The 2,395-nt window shown below is 60.0% G+C and carries 1 protein-coding gene and 1 pseudogene; both read right to left on the bottom strand.

What is annotated here, in order from left to right; translation table 11 throughout:
* Nucleotides 1-615: pseudogene (locus tag ACREAY_RS11380) on the bottom strand (UDP-N-acetylglucosamine-1-phosphate transferase); the annotation flags it as partial.
* Nucleotides 612-2,395, bottom strand: a 1,784-nt coding sequence (locus ACREAY_RS11375; protein ID WP_431755886.1) for a helicase-related protein, incomplete at its 5' end; no start/stop codon positions are given. The pseudogene ACREAY_RS11380 and the gene ACREAY_RS11375, both read right to left, overlap by 4 nt.

Raw genomic sequence — 2,395 nt, 5'->3', positions numbered from 1 at the left:
GTACTTGTAAAAGGCGACTGCCGCAAGCAGGAGCGGCAGGCCTGCAAGAAAAATGTCCATACTGCCAAATATAGCGACTGCAGCAAGCAAGGGCACCATGGCAATTATCACAAAGCCGCTTGCCACGCCGTTCAAGACGTCTATAGAGTTGACCGTGTTGCCGGCTATAGGCATGATGACAAAGACCAGTGGTATGTAGAGGAGCGGGATGAAGGCGCTGCCAAAGACGAGGTTGAGGTGGTCGCCCTGGACGTGCAGCGCGACCAGCGGGACGGCGGCAAGCAAGAGCGCGGCAGGCTTGAACCAGCCGGGCATGACCTTCTTGTCGTCGACATAGCCGACCGCAAACGCGATGGCAGTCGACGCAAGCACGGCAAGGACTGCAGGGTTCATCGTCAGCGCATATAGCACAAGTTCTGCAGCCGCAATGCCGGTCATGAGCACCGGGCCGGCGGGCCGGGGCACCTGAGGCTTGCCGGGCTTGTGATAGTCCTGCACGACCTGGCCTCTTGCCACAAGCGACTTTATCGCGACAGGCGTCAGGAGATAGACGGCAAAAAACGATATCGCCGATACTATCGCGCCATAGATTATCGTTTCAGCCGCAGTGGTCACTTTCTATCCTGCTCGCGGCGTACTAATTGAGCTTTCAGTTTTTCGGCGACTGCCGGCCCTATCTTTGAGACAGCGGCAAGCTTGCCCTGCGGGGCTTTGGCTATCTTGGCAGCGTCGGTAAAGCCTGCGCTGTATAGCGCCCTTGCGCGCACCCTGCCGACGCCTTCCAGCGCGACCAGCGGCATAAGCTCCTCCTTGACCCCGTAACGCATGCGGACGCGCAGCGCGTGCATCTGGGCAAGCAGGTCCTCCCTGCCCGCGAGTTTCGCCACTTCATAGAGCGCGTATGCGAGCCACGCGCCGGTCTCGACCATCCTGTGCATGTCGCCCGGCTCGGCCCCCATCCTGTCGCCAAGCACCCTGTCGCTTGCCTCTTCCATCCACTCGGCAAGCGCCCAGAAACTGCGCGAGCAGTCGTACTCGCTTGTGTCGCGCAGCATCTCGTTCTGCCTGTCCTGCAGGAGCAGGCTCACCTCGTCGCCGTCTTTTTTGCGCAGCGACAACTTGGGATAGAAATCTGGGCTCTGCGTTATAAGGTGCAAAAAGCCAAGCGTGTATTTCCGCCCTTTCTCTGTGCTTTGCAGTGCGTCGCGAAAGGCCACCGCGGTCTGCGGGTCGACATACAAGAGACACGTCTTTTTGCCAAACTCGGTCGCGATGTAGCGCTCGCCCTTTAGCTTGACAAGCTCTTCGGATTCCAGGTATGCAAGGGCTGACTCTACCTTGAACTCGACAGTCGCGCTCCGGTACTGCTGCGCGAAAAGCGTCGACGCAAACACGTCCATTATGCCGGCCTTTTTCATGCCGGGCACCGACGCTATCGTCGAAAGGAGGTGAAAGCGCACGGCCCTGTCGCTTGCCATCTGCGAGCGCAGGGGCTCTGGCGTGCCAAGCACGTAATGGTCATAGATCTCCTCGCCCCTTGCCGTCGACTCGGCCACTATTATCGCCTCGCCAGATGTATCATATCTGGGCCTTCCCGCGCGCCCGCACAGCTGCTTGTATTCCATGACGCTGATAGGGACGTTGCCGCCATACTCGGAGTCGTAGCGCAGAATGCTTGCGACCACCACGCGCCGGGCCGGCAGGTTCACGCCGGCGGCAAGCGTAGGCGTCGCAGTCAGCAGTTTCACGATGCCTTTCTTGAACGACTCTTCCACTATTTCGCGGCTTGAAGGCGACAGGCCTGCGTGGTGGAACGCGACGCCCTTGGCCACCAGCTGAGCAAGCGTCTTTGTGAGCTCGGCGTCGTCGCCCCTGCTCAGTATTTCGGCAGACGCCTTTGTGGCCCGCTCTTTAGTTTCACTGTCAAGCCGCTTGAACACGCCCTCTGCAGCCTTTGCGGCAAGCGACGACGCGCGCTTTCTCGTCTCTGCAAATATCAGCGCCTGCCCCCCGCCGTCAAGGGAGTCGATTGCAATGTCCACAGAGGGCGTCGCGCCGGCCTGCACCTTGAAAGTCTTGCCGTCGCTCATGCGCACCGACCCGTACTCGTAGACGCCTTCCACCAGCTTCGTCGGGCGCCAGCTGCTTTCAACAAGTGTACAGCCGAGCCAGTCGGCTATCTCGTCCGCGTTTGAAACCGTCGCGGACAGCGCGACTATCTGCGAGCCGGGGTAGAGCTTGCGTATGCGGGTGAGCATCATTTCAAGCGTCGGCCCGCGCTCCCTGTCGCCAAGAAGGTGGACCTCGTCTGACACAAAGAGCCCCACGTCGCCGAGCCATTCTGCGCCGTGCCGGAAAAGCGTATCCATCTTTTCGTTTGTAAGCACTATTGCGT

It is taken from the genome of Nitrososphaera sp. (assembly GCF_050748925.1).
GTDB lineage: Archaea > Thermoproteota > Nitrososphaeria > Nitrososphaerales > Nitrososphaeraceae > Nitrososphaera.
The sequence above is the reverse complement of the archived record's forward strand: the minus strand, read 5'-3'. Positions and strand labels throughout refer to the sequence as shown.